Source organism: Microbispora sp. H10830 (genome assembly GCF_014161375.1).
Taxonomy (GTDB): domain Bacteria; phylum Actinomycetota; class Actinomycetes; order Streptosporangiales; family Streptosporangiaceae; genus Microbispora; species Microbispora catharanthi.
Map to the genome: position 1 here is coordinate 246,535 of NZ_JABBWX010000001.1, position 20,899 is coordinate 267,433.

Sequence of the window (20,899 nt, forward strand, 5' to 3'; positions counted from 1 at the left end):
CACCGGGTGGGTGACACGCCGTCGGGCTTGCCGGGTTCGGGCGGGTTCTGCTTCCAGACTCCACCCTGTAGGGATCGAGTCTGCGGAGGTGGCGGGTGGCAGAAGCGGTAAGGGCTCGACGGCTGGACGATCACGGGGGGCAGTACCTGCAACGCATCGTCCGGCGGGGCAAACACGGATCGATCAAAGTCCGTAGGGCGTTGATCATCATGGCGTCGGCGTCCGGGACCCTAGCCCCGGCGATCGCCCGGCTGGTGGCGGCCGATGAGGACACGGCGCGGGACGTCATCCACGCCTTCAACGAGCGGGGTCTGTCAGCACTGGACCCTAACTGGGCGGGAGGCCGTCCCCGCCTGCTGACCAGCGACGACGAAGCATTCGTCATCGCGACGGCCAAGATGCGCCCGGCCAGTCTGGGCCGTCCGTTCACGCACTGGAGTATCCACAAACTCGTCGACTACCTCGCCATCTGCCCCGACCGGCCGATGCGGGTCGGGCGGGAACGGCTGCGTCTGCTGCTGCATGAACACAAGATCTCCTTCCAGCGGACGCGGACCTGGAAGGAATCACGCGACCCCGACAAGGACGCCAAACTCGACCGGATCGAACACGTCACCACGCACTACCTGGACCGGTGCTTCGCCTTCGACCAGTTCGGGCCCCTGTCGATCCGGCCCTGCCACGGCACGTCCTGGGCGCCGGAGGGCAAGCCCGACCGACTGCCGGCGACCTACCACCGCACTCATGGCGTCCGGTACTTCCACGGCTGCTACTCCCTGAGTGACGACCAGCTCTGGGGCGTCAACCGGGAGCGCAAGGGCGGGAAGAACACCCTCGCGGCGTTGAAGACGATCCGGGCCCGCAAACCCGACGGCGCACCCATCTATGCGATCATGGACAATCTGTCGTCCAACAAGACCCCCGCGATCCGCGCGTGGGCGAAAAAACACAAGGTCGAGCTGTGTTTCACACCCACCAGCGCCTCATGGGCCAACCCCATCGAGGCCCAGTTCGGGCCCTTGCGGAACTTCGTGATGGGCAACAGCGACCACCCCAACCACACCGTCCTGGCCCGGAAACTGCAGGACTACCTGCGCTGGCGTAACGCCAACGCCCGCCACCCCGACGTCCTGGTCGCCCAACGCCGCGAACGCGCCCGCATCCGCAGCGAACGCCAGCAACGCTGGGGCCGACCACGCCGAGCAGCGGCATGATCAACCCCGGTGAGCGCACTAGCGTTCACCGAGTTCAGTGATCTGCGGCCGGTCGGTCGTCGTTGACCAGCCACTGCCGCCCGTCGATCAGCTCCCGGACCGCGTCGAGCTGTCCGGCGTGCGTCGCAGTGTCGACGATCACGTGCATCAGCACTTCGCGCAAAGACCCCAGCCGCCATGACCCCGAACCGAACATCTTCGTCGGCCACCAGGCCAGCACGGCATCGATCGCCGTCGCCCCGATGACCCTGTTCGACTGCTCGATCGTCTGTCGATACCGTGCGAGCACGTCCGCGCCGGAGAACTCCTCGGGGACCCTCCAACCGAACTCGCCGGCCACGAGCGTGTCGATGACCTGGCGATCGGCGGCCATCGCTCCACGGAACCAAAGCGCCTCGGACCAGGTCAAATGGTGCACCAGGTCGCGGGGTGACCAACCGGACGGCAGCACCGCCTTGCGTAGGTCCCCCTCGCCAAGGCCGTCCAGGATGCCCAGGACGTGCTTGCGCTGCGAGTCCAGGTAACCGAGCAGTGTCTCGCGCTCCACAGCCTTGCTCTCCCCCGATATTTGTGGATTTCAGACCATACAACAACGAGATCGGCAACCGCATGGATCAACGTGAGCGCGGTCAAGCTGGCGCGTTGTCCACCCGGTGAACGTTCATGGTCACCGCACTAGATCGTGTCTTCTAGATCCCGGGCCTGAAGAGGCGGGTCGCGCAGAAAGGGCCGCGAGGCGTTCCGCCTCGCGGCCCTTCCACATCTCTCCCGCCCCGGGCCCCCGATCCCCCGGGCCCCCGATACCCCGGACCCCCAATGCCCCGGACCCTCAGTCCCTCCGGTCGCCCGGTGCCCGCGCGGGGAGCACGCGGACCACCTTCCCGACGAGGCCGGCCGCGGGGACGTATCCGAAGTGGCGGGAGTCCATGCTGTGTCCGGCGTTGTCGCCGAGCAGGACGAAGGCCCCCCGTGGAACGGCGGTCTCGTCCGCCTGACGGGGGACCTCGGCGGGGACGGGGTCGCCCGGGATCGCGGCGACCCTCTTGACCACGTAGCCGGCACCGGGATCCACAGTGACCTGGCTCGGTATGAGGCCCGCGCGCTCCATCACGAGCCCGGCCACGTCGGCCAGGACGACGTCCTCCCGGCGGAGGCGGCCGGCGGGGACACGCCGCACCAGCACCCGGTCGCCGGACCGGTACGTGGGGCGCATGCTGTCCCCGGAGACGCTCACCATCAGCAGTCTCCTGCGCGCCCAGACCAGGCCCGCGGCCGCGGTGGCGGCGATGGCGGCGACAAGGGCGAGGAGGAGCGGCAGCGGTGCGGCGGTCACAGGCCGAACCTCCCTCGAACCAGTTCCAGCAGGTCCTCGGCCTGCGGGGGCGGCGGCTCCGCATAGCCCTCGGCCTGCATGTGGAACAGGCCGGCGTAGACGCCGTCGAGTGCGATCAGTTCCTCGTGCGTGCCCTGCTCGGCGACCGCGCCGTCCGCCAGGACGACCAGCGTGTCGGCGTCCCGCAGGGTGTTGAGGCGGTGTGAGACGAGCACGCTGGTCCGGCCCGCCCGCCGTTCTCGTAGGGAGTGGTGGATGCGGTGCTCGGCCTCGGCGTCCAGGCCGGAGCTGGGCTCGTCCAGGATCATAAGATCGCGCCCCGCCCGCAGGTGCGCGCGGGCCAGGGCCAGCCGCTGCCACTGCCCGCCGGACAGGGTGACCCCCGTCTCGCCGCCGGTGTCGCCGTCCTCCTGGTCGTCCCCCTGGAAGAAGAGCCGGGACAGCAGGGTGTCGTAGGAGTCCGGCAGCGCGGTGACGAACTCGTGGGCCCCGGCGTCCCGGGCCGCGGCGGCGATGCGGTCCCGGTCGCCGAGGTGGGCCAGGTCCCCCAGGCCGATGTTCTCCGCGGCGGTCAGGTCGTACTCCATGTAGTCCTGGAAGACCGCGCTGATCCGGGACCGCAGTTCGGCCGGGTCCAGGTCCCGCAGGTCCACCCCGTCCCACAGGATCGCGCCCCGCTCCGGGTCGTACATCCGGCACAGCAGCTTGACGAGGGTGCTCTTGCCGGCGCCGTTGCGGCCGACCACCCCCACGGTTCGACCGTGCGCGATGGTGAGGTTCACGCCCCGCAGAATCCAGGGATGACCCGGCGAATAACGGAACCACACGTCGCGGAACTCGATGCCGCGGGCCAGCGGAGCGACCTTCCCGGGGCGCGCGGGCACCGGCAGGTCGGGCCCGGCGGCCAGGACCTCGCGATAGTGGGTGAAGAGGAGGAGCTGCTGGTGCGACTGGGCGATCCCGTTGACGACGGCCAGGCCCGCCGCCTGCACTCCGGCGACCGCCGCCACCAGCAGGGAGACGTCGCCGACGGTGATGCGCCCGCCCGCCGCCGCGAGCACGGCCCAGATCATCGCCCCGCCCGCCACCGCGGCCCCGATCATGCCGGTCAGCCCCTGGGCGCCCAGTTCCCTGCGGTCCAGCCGCCGGTTCTCGCCGTCGGCCCTGCGGCGCTGGGCCGACATGCGCTCGCGCAGGTGGGCGCCGATGCCGAACAGCCGGATCTCCTTGGCGGCCTGGGCGTCGGTCAGCAGGTCCCGGAAGAAGATCTCCCGGCGCTCCACCGGGCTCAGCCGCCAGTAAAGGGAGGCCCTGCGCCGGGCCAGCCGCAGCTCCAGGCCCAGCACCGGCACGGCGGAGGCGAGCACCAGGACGGGCATCCACGGCGAGAGGACCAGCAGCGAGCCGAGGAACCCCAGCCCGGTGACGGCGGCGCCGGCCGTGGACAGCGCGCCGGAGACGACCACGCCCGGGGTGGTGCCGCCGTGCTGCAGCGCCATCCGCATCCGGTTGAGGAAGGCCGGGTCCTCGAACCTGGCCATGCCGACGAACCGCTCGGTCACCGCGAACAGCCGCTCCTGCGCCAGCAGGCCGACCCGGCGCCCGGTCTCGGCCGAGGCGTACCGCAGGACGTGCGGCACCAGCGCCATGACGAGCCCGGCGGCGGCCAGGGCCACCCCCGGCCCGAGCACCGCCCCGGCGCCGCCCCCGGTCGTGACGCCGTCCAGGAGCAGCTTGGTCAGCCACGCCCCCGCGACCGGCGCCACCGCGCCCAGCACCGTGAACACCGCGAACACGCCCGTGTGCAGCCGGCCGGCCCGCCAGGTCAGCCGCAGGGCCTCGATGATCCCGCCCACCGTCACACCCCCGCCGGATCGAGGAACAGGTGCTCCATGCCGGCCCCGGAGGCGCTGACCACGCCGCCCGGGTCGACCAGCGCCAGCGCCGGGTACGCCCTGACGCCCAGCGCCTCACCCACCGGGCCGCCCCGGTCCGGCTCCACCACCACGGTGGCGACCGGCTCGAGCTGCCGGACCTTGTCGGCGAGGTCACGGGCGTCGCCGACAAGGAGCGCCAGCACCTGGGTGCCACCGCCGGGGAAGGCCGCGGCGAACTCCGCGAACTCGGGCAGTCGCTCCTCGCACGCCTGACAGCCCGCGGTGAAGGCCCCGACCAGCGTGGTGGATCGGGCGAAGAACTCCTCGCCGATCGGCTCACCGCGCACGGTGTGGCCGTGGAACGCGCCCACGCGCTCGCCTGCGGCACGCATCGTGCGCGGGGGCTTGTGCACGACTCGCCAGCGCCCCGGATCGGAGCGCGCGGCCGGCAGGATGTCATACGCGCGCAGGCGGCGGATCACACCGGCCGTGAGCAGGAGGTTCAGTACGCCGACAAGGCCGGCGAACGACACTGCGAAGATCGACACGAGGACTCCCACGTCTCAGGAATTGGCATTCACGCGCCCGACGGCCGGAGCAGACCGGCGATGCCGTCGGTGAGCAGGACGAGGCCGGCCACCACCAGGCCGAGGAACGCGGCGGCCACGGCGCCGGCCGGTTCCGGCACGGCGCCGGAGGCGTCGAGGCCGAGGACCGAGCCGGTCAGCGAGCCGGCCAGCAGCACACCGTTGCGGACCAGGTGGGCCGGGCCCACCGGCGACGGCGAACCACCGCCGAAGCAGGCGCACGGCACGCGCCGCCGTGCCAGCAGGGCCGACGCGATGGCCGCGGTGAACGCCGCCAGCAGCGCCGCCGCGACCGCGAACCCGGCCACGACGGTGGCCGGCGGGACGAGCAGCACGGCCACGGCCAGTTCCCCGGCGACGACCACCGCTCCCGTCACCGTCCGCGCCGGCGGCGGAACCCACGGCGCCAGCGCGCCAGCCGCGTCCAGGAAAGCGGCGTACGCGCCCCGGCCACGCACCTTGCTCACCGCCGAGACGGCGAACACGGCGCCCACGAAAAGGCGGCAGCAGATCAGGACGTACTCCACGGTGACTCCGTTCGGGCAGCAGATCGGGAATGGACACAAACGCCGCCCGGATCGCACCTCGTGTGATCCGGGCGGCGTGTTCACCGCGCACTGCGATTACGCGGACCGGTGTGACCGTTCACCGGAATCGCCGGCGAATCACCGCCGGAACCGCGAATCGCGCTTTCGTCGTTTCATCGCGGTCCCGGTTTTCCGCCGGATTCCGGTCGGTCAGCAGCCGCCCGACGTCTGCAGGGTGATGGTCTTGGCCTCGAAGTCCACGCAGATCTTCTTCGTGAGGGTCGCCATCGTGAAGGGATATCCGCCGGTGCAGTTGACCTGCTCGGTACCGATAGTGACGCACTTGGCCACGGCCTGAGCCTCCGCCGCGGGAACCACAGTGCTCAGCATGCGGTCGGTGAGCGACCCGAGAGTCCGAACCATTCTCACACCTCTTTCCATTGGTTTTCCTCCCTTTCGGGAGGGGCCGGTTTCTCCGACACCCACGACAATAGGAATGATTTGCATGGGAACGGCATGCGATTCATTCACGAGTGCCCCCGGCCGAGGCCCGGCCGAACCCCGATCGCCCCGTCCGCTCCGGCCGCGGCCGCAGAGCCCGGCCCCGCTCGCCGATGAAAGTTGCACGTCCATACGAAATCAGCCCCAGGTCAGGGCCTTGCGGGCCGCCTGAGCGTTGACCGTACGGCGTGGCGCGGAAAAGGATGCGGCTCGACCTGCGCCCGGAGAGGGCGACAGCGCGACCGCTCGAAGGAGCTCCTCATGCACGGCTCGCTCACCCGCCGGCGGCGCGCCGGCCTGGCCCTGCTGACGTCGGCGGCGCTCGCCGCCGCGTCGGCCCTGGTGGCGGCGACGGCCGTCACCGCGCCCGCCTCCGCCGCGACCTCCGCCAGCGTGACGGTGAACACCGGCACGAGCCTCGGCACGATCCCCGCCGCCGGGCACGGCGTCAACGTCGCCGTCTACGACGGGAACATGAACAGTTCCCCCATCTCCGGTCTGCTGCGGGACGCCGGCTTCACCGCCGTCCGCTACCCCGGCGGGTCGTACGGCGACATCTACCACTGGAAGACGCACACCACCGAGGGCGGCTACGTCGCCCCGGGCACCGACTTCGACACCTATGTGAGCACGGTGCGCTCGGCCGGCGCGCAGCCCGTCGTCATCGCCAACTACGGAACGGGCACGGCCCAGGAGGCCGCCGACTGGGTGCGGTACGCCAACGTCACCAAGGGGTACGGCGTCAAATACTGGGAGATCGGCAACGAGGTCTACGGCAACGGCCACTACGGCTCGGGCTGGGAGCAGGACAACCACGCCGACAAGAGCCCGAGGGCGTACGCGAACAACGTCCTGCAGTACATCTCGGCGATGAAGGCCGTGGACTCCTCGATCAAGGTGGGCGTCGTGCTCACCACCCCGGGCGGCTGGCCGGACGGCGTCGTCGGCTCGGGCGACAGCGCGGACTGGAACAACACGGTCATGTCCATCGTGCAGGACAAGGCCGACTTCGTGATCGTCCACTGGTACCCGGGCGCCACGTCGGCGGCCGACAGCCTGACGAAGGTCTCGCAGATCGCGCCCATGGTGAGCACGATTCGCTCCCTTCTCGGCAAGTACGCCGGGAGCAGGGCGTCGAGCATCGGCATCGCGGTCACGGAGGCGAACCTCAACTACCAGCTCAACAGCGCGACGACCGCACTGGGCGCCGCGGACAGTTACCTCACCTGGTTCGAGAACGGGGTGATGAACGTCGACTGGTGGAGCCTCCACAACGGCACCAGCAGCAGCCCGAAGACCAACGACGACGGGACCACCGACTACAACGACTTCGGCATCCTGTCCTCGGGCAGTTCCGGGGAGCCCGCGGTGAACACGCCGCTCCCGCCGTACTACGGCCTGGCCATGGTCGGCAGGGCCGGATCGCCGGGTGACACGCTGGTCAAGGCGTCCTCGTCCAGCTCGCTGCTCGCCGCGCACGCGGTGAAGACCTCCGGCGGCGTCAACGTCGTGCTCGTCAACAAGGACCTGAACAACTCCACGACGGTCTCGCTGGCCTACTCCGGCTTCTCCCCGGGCGGCGCGGCCACCGTCGTGCAGTGGCGCAAGGGCGCCACCTCGATCAGCACGAGCACCGCGTCGTCCGCCACCTCGATCACGCTCCCGCCGTACTCCATCACGGTCCTGAAGGCGTCCGGCGGCGGCACCGCGTCGCCCTCGCCGTCCGCCTCGCCCTCGCGTACGCCGTCGCCCTCCCCGTCGGCCTCCCCGTCGGCCTCCCCGTCGGCCTCCCCGTCGGCCTCCCCGTCGGCCTCTCCCACGCCCGGCGGCGCGGGGTGCTCGGCGACATACAAGGTGGTCAACTCCTGGCCGGGCGGCTTCCAGGCCGATGTGACGGTGACGAACACCCGCACCAGCGCGATCTCGGGCTGGACCGTCGGCTGGTCGTACCGGAACGGCCAGACGATCAGCTCCTCGTGGAACGCCTCGGTGTCCCAGTCGGGAGCCGCCGTCACGGCGAAGAACGTGAGCTACAACGGCAGCCTGGCCGCCGGCGCGTCCACGTCGTTCGGCTTCACCGCCAACGGCGCCGGTGACGTCCCGTCGCCGATCTCCTGCACCACCGGCTGACACCCGGCCGCGCCCGCCCGGCGTACAGGCGGGCGCGGGCCCCCGCTCTCAGACCGTCACGCCGGGCACCGGAGCGGGCACAGGCTCGGGACGCGCACGCGCGCGGCACACCATGCCGATCACCCATGCGACCAGCGTGAGGGCGCCCGACACGGCCACACCGGCTTGGTGGCTCTCATGGGTGAAACGCCAGGTTCGCCCTGCTCGCCGGCACATCGAGCGGCGGATAGACGCGGGCATGACCGCGGTCATGGTTCCGATGGGCGATTGCGTCCGATCCGAATCGCTCTAGGGTCGAGTCATGGCGCGTTTCGACTGGCTTCGCGACGCGGACCGGCCGTTCCTGTTCAACGTCGTGTTCTGGGCGATGATGACACTACTGACCGCCGGCCTCGTGCAGGCGGTCGCGACCGCCGCCGCCACTCCGCTGGAGTACGTGCTCTTCGCCGCCAACGTCGCGCTGCTCGCGGTGCTCTGGCCGACGCTGCCCTGGAATCCGGCGCGGGGCCGTCATTGGGTGGCCCCGCTGTTCCTGGCGGCGACGATCATGCTGGGGTTGACCGGCTCGCGGCAGACCCACCTGCCGCTGATCCTCATCGCGGTGGCCAACCTCGCCTTCCTGTACGGCATGCGCGTCGCGACCGCCATCCTGTCCTGCGTCGTGGTCGGTTCCGTGTTCGTGCCCCCGCTTTTCGGGTCGACGATCGCCGACGGCATGGTCCAGGCCACCGCGATGGCGGTGTTCTCCGCGTTCGTCCTGGGCATGGTGGCGTCCATACATGAGGCGCGGCGCAGGCGGGAGGAGGCCCAGGGCCTGCTGGAGCGGATCAGGGAGCTGGCCGTCGCCGAGGAGCGGGCGCGGATGGCGGCGGAGATGCACGACTCGGTCGGCCACCACCTGACCGTCATCAAGATGGGCCTGGAGAACGCCGAGCGGTTCCGCGAGCGCCGCCCCGAGTCCGCCTGGGCGGAGGTCCGCCAGGCCAAGGAGCTCACCGTGGAGGCGCTTGCCGACGCGCGGCGCTGGGTGCGCGCGCTGCGGCCGCTCGCGCTGGACGGCCGCGTCGGCAGCGCCGCGCTCGAACGGCTCGCGGCGTCGTTCGACGGCACCGGCATCACCGTGAGCTTCGAGGTGCGGGGCGAGGAGCGGCGCCTGGAGGCCGACACCGAGCTCGTCCTCTACCGGGTGCTGCAGGAGGGGCTCACCAACGCGCTGCGGCACGCGAAGGCGGAGCACGTGCACGGCACGCTCACGTTCGGCGACGACCAGGTGGCGCTCGTGGTGAGAGACGACGGAACGGGCAGGGACGAGCGGGCGCGCGGCGGCTTCGGACTGACGTCGCTGGCGGATCGGGCCAGGGCGCTCGGCGGCACGCTGGCCGGTGGCAACAGGCCGGGCGGCGGGTTCGAGTTGCGCGCCGAGCTGCCGCTGGGGGTGCGGGCATGACGCCGGTCAGGGTCGTGCTGGTGGACGACCAGGCGCTGCTGCGCCAGGGGCTGCGCAAGCTGCTGGAGGTCGAGGACGGCATCGAGGTCGTCGGCGAGGCGGCCGACGGCTACGAGGCGCTGCGGGTGATCGGCGACCGCCGTCCGCACGTGGCGCTCGTGGACATGCGCATGCCGGGCATGAACGGCGTGGAGCTGATCGTCCGCCTGGCCGCCGAACATCCGGAGGTGGCGGTCGTCGTGCTCAGCACGTTCGACGAGGACGAGTTCATCTTCGGCGCGCTGCGCGGCGGCGCGACGGGCTACCTGCTGAAGGACTGCTCGCCGGAGGACCTGGTCGCGGCCGTCCATCGGGTGAGCCGCGGGGAGACCGTGCTGGGCAGCCCGGTCGCGGCCCGCCTGGTCGCCGAGCTGCGGCACCTGCCGGTGAGCCCGGTCGCCTTCCGCGGGCAGGAGCTGCTGTCGGCTCGCGAGGTGGAGGTGGCGCGGATGGTCGCCGCCGGGGCCGCCAACAGGGAGATCGCGGCGCGCCTGTTCATCACCGAGGGCACGGTCAAGAACCACGTGTCCAGCGTGCTGCGCAAGCTGGGCCTGCGCGACCGCATCCAGCTCGCCCTGCATCTGCGTCACTGAACCGCGTCCCCTGCCGCGTCTTCCGAGAACCGGCGGCTCCCGCGAACGGAAGCCGCCGGAACGGGATCACCAGGAGGCGGGCTTGCCCTTCTGGAACAGCCACACGTCGAAGAACGCCTTCAGGTCCATGCCCGAGACCTCCTCCGCCGCCCGGATGAAGTCGGCGGTGCTCGCGTTGCCGTACCGGTGCCGGCCCGCCCAGTCCTTGATCAGAGTGAAGAAGGCGGCGTCGCCGATCTTGCCGCGCAGCGCGTGCAGCGTCATCGCGCCGCGGTTGTACGGCACGTTGCCGAACATGTCCTCGGGGCCGGGGTCGGCCGTGACGATCTGCCAGAACGACGAGGTCGCCGCCCGGCCGTAGTTGCCGGAGCCGTTGAACGTCTGCTGCGCGGTGGCGCCCCCGGTGTGCTCGGTCCACAACCAGGTCGCGTACGTCGCGAAGCCCTCGTTCAGCCAGATGTCGGACCACTTGCCGACGCTCACGCTGTCGCCGTACCACTGGTGCGCGAGCTCGTGCGCCATCGTGCCGACGCCGGGCGCGCTGGAGAAGATCGGCTTGGTCTGGCTCTCCAGGGCGTAGCCGACGTCCGGCGCGCGGTCGATGACGGCGCCCGCCTGGTTGAAGGGGTACGGCCCGAAGATCGAGGAGAAGTAGTCCAGGATGTCGGGGATCCGGGCGACGGCCGCGGCCGACTGGGTCACCAGACGCGGGTCCACCGCCGTGTAGACCGGGATGCCGCCGGGCGTGGTCGTCTCGTTGACGACGAAGTTCCCCAGGGTCACCGTGGCGAGGTAGGTCGCCATCGGCTCCGCCGAGTCCCAGACGAACGTCGTCTTGCCGTTCGCGGTCGTCGTGGACACCAGGCGGCCGTTGCCGACCACCGTGACGCCCTCGGGGACCGTCGCCCGGAAGGTGAACGTCGCCTTGTCCGCGGGGCTGTCGTTGGCCGGCAGCCACGCCGGGGCGCCCTGCGGCTCGCCCGGCACGAAGGCGCCGTCGTCGGTCGGCACCCAGCCCTCGATGGAGCCGTCGGGGTCGGTGACGACCGGCGGCGTCCCGGCGTACGTCACCGTGACCGTGAAGGCCTCCCCGGTCTTGAGCTTCGGCCGCGGGGTGACGACGAGCTCCTGTCCGTCCCGCCGGTAGGCGGCCGGGTGCTTGCCCACCTTCAGCGACGTGATCTGCGGGCCGCGGAAGTCCAGGTCGAACCGGTCGAGGTCCTGGGTGGCGACCGCGGCGATCACCGTCGTCGCGTCCATGACCTTGGTGGCGGGGTCGTACGTGAACGTGACGTCGTAGTGCCGAACGTCGTAGCCGCCGTTGCCCTGGTCGGGGAAGTAGGGGTCGCCGAGCGAGGGGGCGCCCGCGGAGTAGCGCGGCTCCCCCGGGTTCCCTGGAGCGGCGAGAGCGGTGGTCGCCTGGGTCGCGGTGAGCAGCGCGGCCGCGAGGGCGGCACCGCCGAGCCGCGCCGCCCGGCGCGAACGGGACGATGTCATGGGAGTCCTTTCATGGGGCCGAGCGGCCGGGGGCGGCCGCTCGGCCCGGTTTCCTGCGTGGGCTCAGGCGACGACGGAGCGGAGCCGGATGCCCGCCGCGCCGAGGTCGCGGACCAGGTCGCGGGCGAACGGGTGCTCGTCGGCGGACAGTCCGCCGGGGTTCGGGATCGTGATGTAGGACGAGCCGTCCGCGGACGCGGTCAGCGCCGTGTCCGTGTAGCGCTCGACCACCGCCCGCGTCCGCGCGAGGTCGGCGTCGGCCACCTGGATGACGATCGGCCGCCACTCCCCGCCGAGGTTCGGCGGCTCCTGCGCCGCCGCCGCGGCGCTGCGCAGGGACTCCGTCTCCGGCTGTGCCGAAGCGATGCGCTGCTTCGCCTGAGGCGACGCCTGCGCGGCGCCCGCCGGGTACAGCAGCGCGTTGGCGAGGAGGTGGATGCCGTTCTCGTTGTAGGCCCTGAACAGCGGGTTGTACGCGAACAGCACGGCGTGTCCCGCGCCGGCCGGCTCGTCGACGAGAGAGGCCGTGCCCTTGAGCGCCTCGGCGCCCACCGTGTAGCCGTTGGACCAGAACGTGTCATCCGAGGGGTAGGTGAGCACGTTCACCCCGGTCTGGCTGGGGTTGAGGATCGGGTCGCCGTTGTTGAACTGGAAGTCCTCCGCCGGGCGGCCGAGGGCCACCGGACTGCCCTGGGCCACGTCCACCCGGAAGTGCGAGCCGATGACCTGGTAGCCGGTCGGCTTGGCCTTCTCGGTCGTGGAGGTGAGGCCGGCGGCCCTGGCGACCCGGGTGCCCTCGTTGCGCAGCCCGACGTACGTGCCGCCCGCGGCCACCCACTGCCTGAGGTTGGCCAGGCCCTGCGCGGTCAGCCCGCCGTTCGCGCTGCTGCCGTCCGGGACGAGCAGGACGGTCCGCCCGGTGAAGGCCGGGGTGTCGCCGTTGATGTCGGCCGTGGTCACCGGCGTGAGCCCGAGGCCCCAGCGGTCGCCGAGCACGTAGCGGGCCTCGCCGTAGGAGCCGGAGGTGGTGGAGACGCCGGTGCCGGCGAAAAGGCCGACGTCGGGCGTGCGCAGCGCGGCGCCGGAGGCCGGGGCGCCGCCGCCCTCGACGGTCACGCCCAGGGAGCGGGCCAGCGTGTCCAGCTCGCCGCGGTTCATCGCCGTGGCGGGCAGGCCGACGACCCCGGTCTGCGCGTCGCGCGTGAGCGGCACGCCCGCGCCGAGCAGCCGGAAGGTCAGCTCGGAGGCGGCGGCCGAGTCCATCGGGTAGGAGTACGACCCGCCCCGGGGCGCGGCGGAGACCACACCGCCGTCGACGTCCTTGACGAGGTCGGCCTTCGGCGACAGCTCGTCGCCGGTGGAGATGGTGTTCACGCCCGCGAGCAGCGGGTTGCTCCACGAGGAGACGTCGTAGAAGTAGGGGAACGGGACGTACGGGTCCTCCCCCATGACCGCCTGGATCCAGTGCTTCTGCGGCTGGTCCATCGGAATCCAGTAGGCCCCCTCGGGGACCGTCACGTCACTGGCCGTCCGGCCGCCGAAGACCCGCGCGGAGGGCACCTTCACGGGCTTTTTCACCCGGTAGACCTCCACGTCCATGCGGCGCAGCCGCTCGACCAGCCGGCGCACGTCGCCGATCTGCCGGTCGGGCAGCAGGAAGTACGACCGGATCGTGATCTCGGGCACCGGGAACCGGACGGTGTTCGCCGGCTGCACGACCTCGTTCGGCTCCAGGGCGCCGGCGGCCCCCTCGGCGAGCGCGGTCTGCCAGATCGAGTAGTAACCCTTCAGGACCTCGCGCCTGTTGTCGGCGGCCCATCCGGTCGTCGCCCACTGGGTGTTGAACTGCTGCTGCACCCGGTCCTCGACCGCCGACGAGCTGCCCTTCTCGAACGTCATCCCGGCGGCGCCGAAGCCCGCGGCCGGGACGCTGTCGCCGTAGCCCATGTAGAACAGGTCGTACGTCGCGTAGTTGAAGTAGCACTCGGCGGTGACCGCGCCGCCGCAGGCGCCGTTGTAGCCGAAGCCCGCCGCGTTCGCCGCGCCGATCCGGTTGATCCAGTTCACCGGCTGGTCGGCGATCTCGTGGTGGATCGGGTCGGCGTTGGGCGGGAAGAAGTACTGCCGCCCGCCCATCTCGTGCGCGTCGACGAAGACCTGCGCCGGATAGCGGCGCAGCATCTCGATCTTGCCATCGGTCTCCGGCTGGGTGCGGGCGAACCAGTCCCGGTTGAGGTCGAAGCCGTACTCGTTCTGCCTGCGGCTCGCGTCGCGGCCGTCCGGGTTCTGGGTCGGCATGATGACCGTGACCAGGTTGTCGTTGCGCTTCGCGACGTCGCAGGACAGGCCGCTCGCCAGCTCGTACAGGGTCTTGAGCGCGGCGTCGGCGCCGCTCTTCTCGCCGCCGTGCACGTTGCCGGCGATCCAGACGATGGCGGGCGAGTCGTCGGCGATGCGCGCCGCCTTGTCGGCCCGCAGCGACCTCGGGTCGCGCAGCGAGCGGATCCGGTCCGCGATCTTCTTGAGCTGCCCGGGGACCATGTTGTGGGAGTCGGACACGATGGCGTACGGCAGGTCCTGGCCGGTCACGCTGTGCGCCACGGTGCCCGTGACCACGCGGTCCGAGGCGCCTCCCACGGCTTCCACGTACTTGTCGATCTCTTCGGTCGTGAGCACCCGGGGCTGTCCCTTGCCCAGCGGGAAGCCGAAGAACTGCTCGGGGGCCGGCACCGTGCCCAGGTGGGCGTTCGGGTCGGTGCTGCACCGTCCGGGCGCTTCGCGGGCGTCGGCCGGGTCGGCCCGCGCGGGGGACGCGGGCGTCAGCGTGAGCGCGGCCGACACCAGGATCGCGGCGCCGAGCGCCATGCCGTAAGGGGATTTTCCGCACAACGTCGTGCGTAACCGCATCTCGCCTCCAGGCGGGGGGACGGGGGGATGTCTCGGGGGGAGCACCCGTCCGGGAAACGACAAAGTCACTGCGGACAGTATTAGAAGGGAATAAACCGGACAAGACGCCGCGAAACATAACCACGCCGAATGGGAAACTGTGAGCAATGGCGTTTTCGCAAGTCAATGTGGGAGCGACTGACCGAATCGTCCTTTTATAACGTCCGATAACGACTGCGCATCGGGTTCGCCCGCGTCAGCGGCGGTCACAGTCCGCCGGCGCGGCGCGCGAGTTCCACCGCCGGCGCGCTGTCGTGAGATCGAAGACGGACGGCCGCGCGCTGGGCTGTGGGACCATTCAGGGGGTTTCGAGGAGGACAGGGTGGACGAGGAGCGTCGGGTGGCGGGCAGGTATCACCTGCTCGAGCCGATCGGCCGCGGAGGCATGGGCGTGGTCTGGCGCGCCCACGACGACCTGCTCGACCGCACGGTGGCCGTGAAAGAGGTGCTCTACCACCCCACCTCCGAGGAGGACAGGGAGACGTTCAACCGGCGCACCATCCGCGAGGCGCGGGCGGCGGGCCGTATCGACCATCCGAACGTCGTCGTCGTCCACGACGTGATCGAGGAGGACGGCCGCCCCTGGATCGTGATGCAACTCGTGCAGTCGCGGTCGCTGGGCCAGGTGCTGCGCGAGCAGGGCGCCCTCCCGCCCGGCCGGGTCGCCGCGATCGGCCTGCAGGTGCTCGACGCGCTGTGCACCGCGCACGCCGCGGGAGTGCTGCACCGGGACGTCAAACCGGAGAACGTGCTGCTCAACGGGGAGACCCGGGTGGTGCTGACCGACTTCGGCATCGCGACGATGCCGGAGGAGGCCGCACTGACCATGACCGGCGGCATCACCGGCACCCCCGCGTTCATGCCGCCCGAGCGGCTGAACGGCCACCCCGCGACCCCGGAGTCCGACCTGTGGTCGCTCGGCGCGACGCTGTACGCCGCGGTCGAGGGCAGGACCCCGTTCGACCGCAACTCCCCCGTGGCCACGATGGCGGCCATCCTGCACGACGACCCGGCCCCGCCCCAGCGGGCGGGCGCCCTGACGCCGGTGCTCGAAGGCCTGCTGTGCAAGGACCCGGCCCGGCGCATCGGCGCGGCCGAGGCCGCCGCCCTGCTCAACGCCGCCATCGCGGCCGGCCCGGGACACGCCGCCGCGTCCGATCTCCTGAACAACCGGCCCGAGCCCGGCTCGTGGAGCGCCACCCCGTCCGGGCCGTCGCAGCCGCCCGCCGGCCCGTGGCCGCCGACCCCCTCCGGCTGGAACGGCATGGACAGCGGCCCGTCCGTCCCGGGGCAACCGGAGCAGCCGGGGCAGCCCGGATCCTGGCACCAGAGCCCGGCCGGCCCGCCGCAGCCGTACGGCGCCCACCAGTCGTACGGTGCCCACCAGTCATACGGCGGCCCGCACCAGTCCGGCGGCTCCGCCTCCTGGCCCGGGGCCGCCGGTCACCCGGGGCCGACCGGCCCTGGCGGCGGCGCGGGCATGGCGGGCTACCCCACGAGTCCGGGCGGCCAAGGGGTCCAGACGGGCCACGCGGGTCCCGGCGGACCCGCCGTCCCACCGGGAAGCCACCCCGGCGCGTACCCCGCACCGGGTGCGCGCCCTCCGGGGCGCGGCTCCGCTCCCAAGGTGACCCTGTTCGTCCTGTTACCGCTGCTGCTCGTGGCCGTCGTCGCGGGCGGCTGGTACGGCTACCGCACACTGGCCGGCAACGGAACCGTCGCCGAGGACCTCACGCCCACGGGGACCGATCCCACCTCGGGGAACACCGGTCAGAGCGCCTCCGGCGAGCCGTCCGCGCCCCCGTCGAAGGAGCCGACGGAGGAGCCGACAGAGGAGCCCTCGGAGGAGCCGTCGCCGGAACGCCCCACGCCGACGGCGGCCACGCTGCCGAAGGGGTGGAAGACCCACCGCGACCCGCTGGGCTTCTCGATCGCCCTGCCCGGCGGCTGGGTCCCGTTCCAGAGAGAGGCCACCCGCGTACGCTTCCACGGCCCGAGCGGGCGGGACTACCTGCAGGTCGACTTCACCCCCTGGGAGACCACGGACCCGGTGGCCGCCCTGCGCACGGTCGAGGCGGCCTCGACCAAGAAGGGCTACCTGCGCGGCTACGAGCGCATCGGCCTGACGTACCGGAAATACCTCGGTGTTCCCGCCGCGGACTGGGAGTTCACCCACACGACCGACGCCGGCAAGGTGCGGGTGCTCGACCGCGCCTTCAGGCTCGACGACGGCCGCTGCGTCGCCCTCTACTGGCAGGTCGCCGACTCCCGATGGACATCCGGTTTGTCCTACTTCAACGCCTTCGCGCGCACCTTCCAGCCGTAATAACGATTTGGTGAAGATCCGCAGGTCAAGGGGGATTTCGCCCCAGAAGAGTAACGATGTCGCATGCGTTCGCCCAAGAGGGGTAGCGCGACAACCATGGCTGAAGCGCAGACCTCCGAACGTGTCGTGGCAGGACGCTATCGCCTGATCGAGCCGCTGGGGCGGGGCGGCATGGGCACCGTGTGGCGGGCCGTCGACCAGGTGCTCGAACGAGAGGTCGCCGTCAAGGAGCTGCTCGCGTCGGCCGAGCTCACCGGTCCGGAGCGGGAGGTCTTCACCATCAGGACCTTCCGCGAGGCCAGGGCGGCCGGGCGGTTGAGCCATCCGAGCGTGGCGGCAGTGTACGACGCCTTCGAGGAGAACGGCTACCCCTGGATCGTCCTCGAACTGATCCCGTCCCGGACGCTGGGATCGGTCATCCGCGAGGAGGGCCCCCTGCCGCCGCGGCGAGTGGCGGAGATCGGGTCCCAGGTGCTGGCCGCACTGCGCGTCGCCCACGTGAACGGGGTGCTGCACCGGGACGTCAAACCCGACAACGTGCTGCTCGCCGACGACGGCCGGGTCGTGCTGACGGACTTCGGCATCGCCGCGATGGAGGACGACTCGCCGGTCACCCGCACCGGCATGCTGATCGGCACCCCGGCGTTCATCGCACCGGAGCGGGCGGCGGGACAGCAGGCACAGCGGGCGTCGGACCTGTGGTCGCTCGGAGTGACGCTGTTCATGGCCGTCGAGGGACGCTCGCCGTTCCACCGTGGGCACGCGCTGGCGACGCTGGCCGCCGTCATGTACGAGGAGGCGGGCCCGATGCACAACGCCGGGCCGCTGGCACCGGTGATCGAGGGCCTGCTGATCAAGGATCCGGCCCGCAGGATGACCACGGACTACGCGGCGCAGCACCTGCACGCCGTGGCCACCGGCCAGGTGACCGACCCGGTCGTGCCGCGTCCGCGGCAGCCGCCCCGGCTCGCCCGGCTGATGCCCATCTTCGACACCACGCCCTCGGCGTCCGTGTCCGTGCCCGTGTCCGCGCCCGTGCCCCTCGGCGAGGGCACCCCGACGCCGGTCCCGGTGCCCGCGCCCGTACCGGTGGGCCGACGCCGCAGGCCCTGGGCGCTGGCGGCGGGCTCCGGGGCACTCGTCGCGTTCGTCGGGCTGGCGGCCGGTGCCGTCGCGTTCACCACCGCCAGGCTTCCTGCCGACCCGAGGGGGACCGCCGTGGTGAGCACGCCCACGGTGACGGTCTTCGCGACCAGGACCGCCGAGGCCCCCAAGACCGGAAAGCGGACAGAGAGCCGCGAGGCGGGCAGGACGGACACCCAGCCGGTGGCGAACACCGGGAGCGGCGCGGCCGGCGGGCACCGTACGGAGGAACGCGGTGGGCCCGCCGACAGGTCCGCCGGGAGGTCACCCGAGAAGCCCGGCAGGGGAAAGCCCAAGGACAAGCCCACCGGGGCCGCATCCAAGGGATCTCCCCCCGGGAAGCAGGCAGGCAAGGAATCCGGCAAGGGGACGTCCCCCACGTCCAAGCCCGGGAACGGCGGCGGAAGCGCCAAGCCGTCCCAGGGCGAGGGTGGGGGCCAGGGAAAAGGCGAGGGCCAGGAGGCCGCCACGGACGACACCGGTGACATCCCCGACGGCTACACCCAGCCGGAAAACGACTCGGATGCCTGAGCTCCCGCCGGCGCCGGCGTCCGTACCGCCCGACCGCGCCGTCACCGCCTGACCGCGCCGTCACCGCCTGACCGCGCCGTCACGAAGCGCGAAGCGCCGCGGGGCTGCCATCGGGCGGGCAATGGACGGGATGCCCGGAGCGCGGCGTCAGCCCTCGTCCGCGAGGATCTCCAGCGCGTTGGCCAGGTCCGCGGGGTAGTCGCTGGTGAAGGTCATCCACTCCCCCGTCGCCGGGTGCTCGAACGACAGCGAGACCGCGTGCAGCCACTGCCGGCCCACTCCGAGGCGGGCGGCGAGGGTGGGGTCGGCGCCGTACAGCAGGTCGCCCACGCACGGGTGCCTGAGCGCGGCCATGTGGACCCGGATCTGGTGGGTCCTTCCGGTCTCCAGCTTGATGTCGAGCAGCGACGCCGCCCGGAACGCCTCGATCGTGTCGTAGTGCGTGACCGAGTCCTTGCCGCCGGCCACCACCGCGAAGCGCCCGTCGCCGGACGGATGCCGGTCGATCGGGGCGTCCACGGTGCCCCGCAGCGGGTCCATGTGCCCCTGGACGAGCGCGTGGTAGCGCTTGTCGACCGTGCGTTCCTTGAACGCCCGCTTGAGGTGCGAGTAGGCCCGCTCGCTCTTGGCGACGACCATGACGCCGGTGGTGTTGGCGTCGAGCCGGTGCACGATGCCCTGCCGCTCGGCCGCGCCGCTCGTGGAAACCCGATGGCCGCCGCCGAGCAGGCCGCCGATCACGGTGGGGCCGGTCCAGCCGACGGTCGGGTGCGCCGCCACACCGATCGGCTTGCTCACCACGACGACGTCGTCGTCCTCGTACAGGATCGCCATGCCCGGCACGGGTTCGGCCACGGGCATCGGCACGGCGGGCGGCGGCGGGATCGTGACGTCCAGCCAGGCGCCGGCGTGGACGCGGTCGGACTTGGCCGGGACGGCGCCGTCGACCAGCACGTCCCCGGAGGCGATCAGTTCGGCCGCGCGGGTGCGGGAGAAGCCGAAAAGCCGGGCCAGGGCGGCGTCGAGGCGCTCGCCTTCCAGGCCGTCCGGCACGGGCAGGCTGCGCTGGTCACCCATCGGCCCGCTCCCCCGCCGGCTCGCCGGCCTGCTTGCCCGCCTCGCCCTCCGCGTGGTCCCGCGTGTGGTCCTGCGCGTGGTCCTCGACGGGCTCGTCCGTCTGGCGGGTGCCGTCGATCTGGTAACCGCGCCAGGCGAGGAACACGGCGAGCACGCCGCCGCACACGATGCCCGAGTCGGCGAGGTTGAACACCGGGAACCGGGTGACCGGGAACACCTGGATGAAGTCGACCACATGCCCCTGGAACGGGGCCGGCCACCGGAAGATGCGGTCGGTCAGGTTGCCGACCGCCCCGCCCAGCAGCAGGCCGAGCGTGATCGCCCAGGGCAGGCTGTGCAGCTTCCGCGCCGTACGCACGATCGCGACGACGACGGCCAGCGCGATCACCGTGAACACGATCGTCATGCCGGTGCCGATGCTGAAGGCGGCGCCGGCGTTGCGGATCACGGTCAGCACCAGCGCGCCGGGCACGACGGTGAGAGGCTGCTCGTGCTCCAGGAACTCCACGACGAGGAACTTGCTGACCTGGTCGAGCGCGTACACGACCGCGGCCACGGCGACGAGGACAGCGATCCTCCGCGCCCGGTTGGGCCGCGCCGGTTCGCCGCTCAGCGGCGTTCCTCCCGCTGCTTGCACGCTACGCACAGCGTCGCCCTCGGGAATGCCCGCAGGCGTTCCTTGCCGATCGGCTTGTGGCACGATTCGCACTCTCCGTAAGTCCCTGCCTCGACGCGGGCGATCGCCCGCTCGTTCTGCGCGAGCAGGTCGCGCGCATTCAGGGTAAGGGCGATCTCACGCTCACGCTCATACGTCTTGGCCCCGGCGTCCGCCGGATCGTCCCCCGCGCCCTGGCTCACGTCTCCGGACGCGAGCTGTTCCTCTGCCCGGGCGATGTCGGCGCGCAACTCCTCGATCTCGTGCCGCAGCCGCTCACGGACCTCGGCGAGCTCCTCGTCGGACCAGACGTCGTCACTGATGGCGGTTCTCGCCGTGCGCGTCGTCATTGCGGGCCTCCCCTTCGCCCAGAACCCTTCGAGCCCCGGACGCCCTTCGAGCGGGTGTGATTCGAGCCGGTCCGGGCAGAATAAGCCGCCGATAACGGATCGGCAACGGACTCGCTGAGGCTTTTA

Annotated in this window: 16 protein-coding genes and 3 pseudogenes; 6 read left to right on the plus strand and 13 right to left on the minus strand. The window is 71.7% G+C overall.

The window, feature by feature from the left end; all coding sequences use genetic code 11:
• Positions 1-95: 95 nt before the first annotated feature.
• Complete coding sequence (locus tag HHX35_RS01150; protein ID WP_182897178.1) at positions 96-1,214, plus strand: IS630 family transposase; 1,119 nt, start codon at positions 96-98, stop codon at positions 1,212-1,214.
• Between the two features lie 34 nt (positions 1,215-1,248).
• On the opposite strand, the gene HHX35_RS01155 is transcribed toward HHX35_RS01150, so the two are convergent.
• The 8 genes and pseudogenes from HHX35_RS01155 to HHX35_RS45050 form a co-directional block, all read right to left on the minus strand.
• Positions 1,249-1,761 (minus strand): DinB family protein, encoded by a 513-nt coding sequence (locus tag HHX35_RS01155; RefSeq protein ID WP_310738833.1) that lies wholly within the window; start codon positions 1,759-1,761, stop codon positions 1,249-1,251.
• A 282-nt stretch (positions 1,762-2,043) separates the two neighbouring features.
• The gene (locus tag HHX35_RS01160) at positions 2,044-2,547 is read right to left on the minus strand and encodes a S26 family signal peptidase (RefSeq protein ID WP_220504877.1); all 504 of its coding nucleotides are present in this window, start codon (positions 2,545-2,547) and stop codon (positions 2,044-2,046) included.
• A complete protein-coding gene (locus HHX35_RS01165; protein WP_182897179.1) occupies positions 2,544-4,403 on the minus strand; it encodes an ABC transporter ATP-binding protein in 1,860 nt (619 codons plus the stop codon). Before HHX35_RS01165 ends, HHX35_RS01160 begins: the two co-directional genes overlap by 4 nt.
• A 2-nt stretch (positions 4,404-4,405) precedes the next feature.
• A complete protein-coding gene (locus HHX35_RS01170; protein WP_182897180.1) occupies positions 4,406-4,972 on the minus strand; it encodes a redoxin domain-containing protein in 567 nt (188 codons plus the stop codon).
• 29 nt (positions 4,973-5,001) lie between these two features.
• A complete protein-coding gene (locus HHX35_RS01175; RefSeq protein WP_182897181.1) occupies positions 5,002-5,538 on the minus strand; it encodes a MauE/DoxX family redox-associated membrane protein in 537 nt (178 codons plus the stop codon).
• Positions 5,539-5,748: 210 nt separating this feature from the next.
• Positions 5,749-5,961 carry a hypothetical protein gene (locus HHX35_RS01180; protein WP_182897182.1) on the minus strand — a complete coding sequence of 71 codons (213 nt, stop codon included), beginning with the start codon at positions 5,959-5,961 and terminating at the stop codon, positions 5,749-5,751.
• 1,634 nt (positions 5,962-7,595) lie between these two features.
• Positions 7,596-7,829: pseudogene (locus HHX35_RS45045) on the minus strand (hypothetical protein); the annotation flags it as partial.
• Positions 7,817-7,888, minus strand: a pseudogene (locus HHX35_RS45050) (hypothetical protein); the annotation flags it as partial. The pseudogenes HHX35_RS45045 and HHX35_RS45050, both read right to left, overlap by 13 nt.
• Between HHX35_RS45050 and HHX35_RS45055 the strand changes: the two are divergent.
• The 3 genes and pseudogenes from HHX35_RS45055 to HHX35_RS01195 form a co-directional block, all read left to right on the plus strand.
• Positions 7,888-8,169: pseudogene (locus HHX35_RS45055) on the plus strand (cellulose binding domain-containing protein); the annotation flags it as partial. The pseudogenes HHX35_RS45050 and HHX35_RS45055 overlap by 1 nt on opposite strands.
• A gap of 301 nt (positions 8,170-8,470) precedes the next feature.
• On the plus strand, positions 8,471-9,616 hold the full coding sequence (locus tag HHX35_RS01190) for a sensor histidine kinase (protein WP_182897184.1): 1,146 nt from the start codon (positions 8,471-8,473) through the stop codon (positions 9,614-9,616).
• Complete coding sequence (locus tag HHX35_RS01195) at positions 9,613-10,248, plus strand: response regulator transcription factor (protein ID WP_139574404.1); 636 nt, start codon at positions 9,613-9,615, stop codon at positions 10,246-10,248. Before HHX35_RS01190 ends, HHX35_RS01195 begins: the two co-directional genes overlap by 4 nt.
• A 66-nt stretch (positions 10,249-10,314) precedes the next feature.
• Here the strand turns inward: HHX35_RS01195 and HHX35_RS01200 are convergent, their stop codons facing one another.
• Positions 10,315-11,745 (minus strand): M1 family metallopeptidase, encoded by a 1,431-nt coding sequence (locus HHX35_RS01200; protein WP_182897185.1) that lies wholly within the window; start codon positions 11,743-11,745, stop codon positions 10,315-10,317.
• Between the two features lie 63 nt (positions 11,746-11,808).
• Positions 11,809-14,652 carry a M14 family zinc carboxypeptidase gene (locus HHX35_RS01205; RefSeq protein WP_220504878.1) on the minus strand — a complete coding sequence of 948 codons (2,844 nt, stop codon included), beginning with the start codon at positions 14,650-14,652 and terminating at the stop codon, positions 11,809-11,811.
• Between the two features lie 361 nt (positions 14,653-15,013).
• Here HHX35_RS01205 and HHX35_RS01210 point away from each other — a divergent pair, with 361 nt between their 5' ends.
• Positions 15,014-17,017 carry a serine/threonine-protein kinase gene (locus HHX35_RS01210; protein WP_182897186.1) on the plus strand — a complete coding sequence of 668 codons (2,004 nt, stop codon included), beginning with the start codon at positions 15,014-15,016 and terminating at the stop codon, positions 17,015-17,017.
• Positions 17,018-17,113: 96 nt separating this feature from the next.
• Positions 17,114-18,691: a serine/threonine-protein kinase gene (locus HHX35_RS01215; protein WP_182897187.1), complete on the plus strand. Its 1,578-nt coding sequence runs from the start codon at positions 17,114-17,116 to the stop codon at positions 18,689-18,691.
• Between the two features lie 147 nt (positions 18,692-18,838).
• Here HHX35_RS01215 and HHX35_RS01220 read toward each other — a convergent pair whose 3' ends face one another.
• Genes HHX35_RS01220 through HHX35_RS01230 form a run of 3 tightly spaced genes read right to left on the minus strand, consistent with a single transcriptional unit; the run spans position 18,839 to position 20,773 of the window.
• On the minus strand, positions 18,839-19,768 hold the full coding sequence (locus tag HHX35_RS01220) for an RluA family pseudouridine synthase (protein ID WP_182897188.1): 930 nt from the start codon (positions 19,766-19,768) through the stop codon (positions 18,839-18,841).
• Positions 19,761-20,414 (minus strand): signal peptidase II, encoded by a 654-nt coding sequence (gene lspA, locus HHX35_RS01225; protein ID WP_310738834.1) that lies wholly within the window; start codon positions 20,412-20,414, stop codon positions 19,761-19,763. Before lspA ends, HHX35_RS01220 begins: the two co-directional genes overlap by 8 nt.
• The gene (locus HHX35_RS01230) at positions 20,378-20,773 is read right to left on the minus strand and encodes a TraR/DksA C4-type zinc finger protein (protein ID WP_139574410.1); all 396 of its coding nucleotides are present in this window, start codon (positions 20,771-20,773) and stop codon (positions 20,378-20,380) included. The genes lspA and HHX35_RS01230 overlap by 37 nt, the downstream gene beginning before the upstream one ends.
• Positions 20,774-20,899: the final 126 nt, after the last annotated feature.

Bases quoted from the DNA above. Each gene is read 5' to 3' on its own strand.
- HHX35_RS01215 (WP_182897187.1), top strand. From the start codon at position 17,114: ATGGCTGAAGCGCAGACCTCCGAACGTGTCGTGGCAGGACGCTATCGC.
- HHX35_RS01190 (WP_182897184.1), top strand. From the start codon at position 8,471: ATGGCGCGTTTCGACTGGCTTCGCGACGCGGACCGGCCGTTCCTGTTC.
- HHX35_RS01195 (WP_139574404.1), top strand. From the start codon at position 9,613: ATGACGCCGGTCAGGGTCGTGCTGGTGGACGACCAGGCGCTGCTGCGC.
- HHX35_RS01180 (WP_182897182.1), bottom strand. From the start codon at position 5,961: ATGGTTCGGACTCTCGGGTCGCTCACCGACCGCATGCTGAGCACTGTG.
- HHX35_RS01200 (WP_182897185.1), bottom strand. From the start codon at position 11,745: ATGACATCGTCCCGTTCGCGCCGGGCGGCGCGGCTCGGCGGTGCCGCC.
- HHX35_RS01220 (WP_182897188.1), bottom strand. From the start codon at position 19,768: ATGGGTGACCAGCGCAGCCTGCCCGTGCCGGACGGCCTGGAAGGCGAG.
- HHX35_RS01205 (WP_220504878.1), bottom strand. From the start codon at position 14,652: ATGCGGTTACGCACGACGTTGTGCGGAAAATCCCCTTACGGCATGGCG.
- HHX35_RS01230 (WP_139574410.1), bottom strand. From the start codon at position 20,773: ATGACGACGCGCACGGCGAGAACCGCCATCAGTGACGACGTCTGGTCC.